Here is a 1,722-nt window from a genome sequence, read left to right on the forward strand (position 1 = left end):
GACGAGGTCGCGGTCCACGGAGAGGTAGTTCTGGCCCTTGGGGTTGTAGATTTTCGCGGTCGGGAAGAACGCGTCCATGCCGAAGGTGCGGGATTCGTCCGGGACGACCGGGACGAAGCGGGCGCCGAAGTTTTTGTCGCGCATGAGGTCTTTGAGGAGCCGGACGAAGGCCATGGTGGTCGCGGCTTGTTGTTTGCCGGAGCCGCGTTTGGCTACTTCGTAGGATTTGTCCTCGGGCAGGGTGACCGGGGTGTGGGTGCGGCGGCGTTCGGGGACGAACCCGCCGAGTTCGGCCCGGCGTTCCATCAGGTATTTGATTTCGGGGGCGTCCATGCCGGGGTGGTAGTACGGGGGCCGGTAGAGGTCCGCGTCGAGTTGTTCGTCGGCGATGGGGATGCGCAGGTGGTCACGGAAGGCCTTGAGGTCTTCCATGGTCAGCTTCTTCATCTGGTGGGTGGCGTTGCGGCCCTCGAAGTGCGGGCCCAGGCCGTAGCCCTTGACGGTTTTGGCCAGGATGACGGTGGGTTTGCCCTTGAACTCGACCGCTGCCTTGTACGCGGCGTAGACCTTGCGGTAGTCGTGCCCGCCGCGTTTGAGGCCCCAGATCTGTTCGTCGGTCAGGTCAGCGACCATGTCCTTGGTCTGCGGGGACTTGCCGAAGAAGTGTTCGCGGACGAACCCGCCGGACTCGGCCTTGTAGGTCTGGTAGTCGCCGTCGGGGGTTTCGTTCATGATCTGCACGAGGGAGCCGTCGTGGTCGTTCTCGAGCAGGGAATCCCATTCCCGGCCCCAGACGACCTTGATCACGTTCCAGCCCGCGCCGCGGAAGAACGCTTCGAGTTCCTGCATGATCTTGCCGTTGCCCCGGACCGGCCCGTCGAGGCGCTGGAGGTTGCAGTTGATCACGAAGTTCAGGTTGTCCAGGTTCTCGTTCGCGGCGAGCTGGAGCAGGCCGCGGGACTCGGGCTCGTCCATTTCCCCGTCGCCGAGGAACGCCCAGACCTGCTGGTCGGAAGTGTCCTTGATCCCGCGGTTGTGCAGGTACCGGTTGGACTGGGCCTGGTAGATCGCGTTCATCGGTCCGATGCCCATGGACACGGTGGGGAATTCCCAGAAGTCCGGCATCAGGCGCGGGTGCGGGTAGGAGGACAGGGCATGGCCGGCCTTGGACTTTTCCTGACGGAACCCGTCCAGGTCTTCCTCCGTGAGGCGCCCTTCCATGAACGCCCGGGCGTACATGCCCGGGGACGCGTGGCCCTGGAAGAACACCTGGTCCCCGCCGCCGGGGTGGTCCTTGCCGCGGAAGAAGTGGTTGAAGCCGACCTCGTACAAGGTCGCGGCCCCGGCATAGGTGGAAATATGCCCGCCCACCCCGATATCGGATCGCTGCGCACGGTGGACCATGACCGCGGCGTTCCACCGCATGTACGCCCGGTACCGGCGCTCGAACTCCTCGTTGCCCGGGAACTGTGCTTCCTGGTCCACCGGGATCGTGTTCACATAATCAGTGGTCGTCACCATCGGCACACCCACCGACCTGGCACCGGCACGCTGCAACAACGAACGCATAATGTACTGGGCACGCTCGGTACCCTGCTCCGCGATCAACGCATCAAGGGACTCAATCCACTCCGCGGTCTCTTCCGGATCACGATCAGGCAGCTGGGCAGTCAACCCGCTGAGGATGTGTGAGGTCTCTTCTCCTGCAGCCACGTCCAACCT

At 64.0% G+C, this 1,722-nt stretch carries 1 protein-coding gene; it reads right to left on the reverse strand.

Translation table 11 applies throughout. The features are described 5' to 3' along the window. A partial coding sequence (gene aceE / locus ACIQC5_RS24220) for a pyruvate dehydrogenase (acetyl-transferring), homodimeric type (RefSeq protein WP_400287770.1) occupies window positions 1–1,719 on the reverse strand: 1,719 nt, incomplete at its 3' end. Window positions 1,720–1,722: the final 3 nt, after the last annotated feature.

Source organism: Paenarthrobacter sp. NPDC092416, assembly GCF_044755025.1.
In the GTDB taxonomy this organism is placed as follows: domain Bacteria; phylum Actinomycetota; class Actinomycetes; order Actinomycetales; family Micrococcaceae; genus Arthrobacter.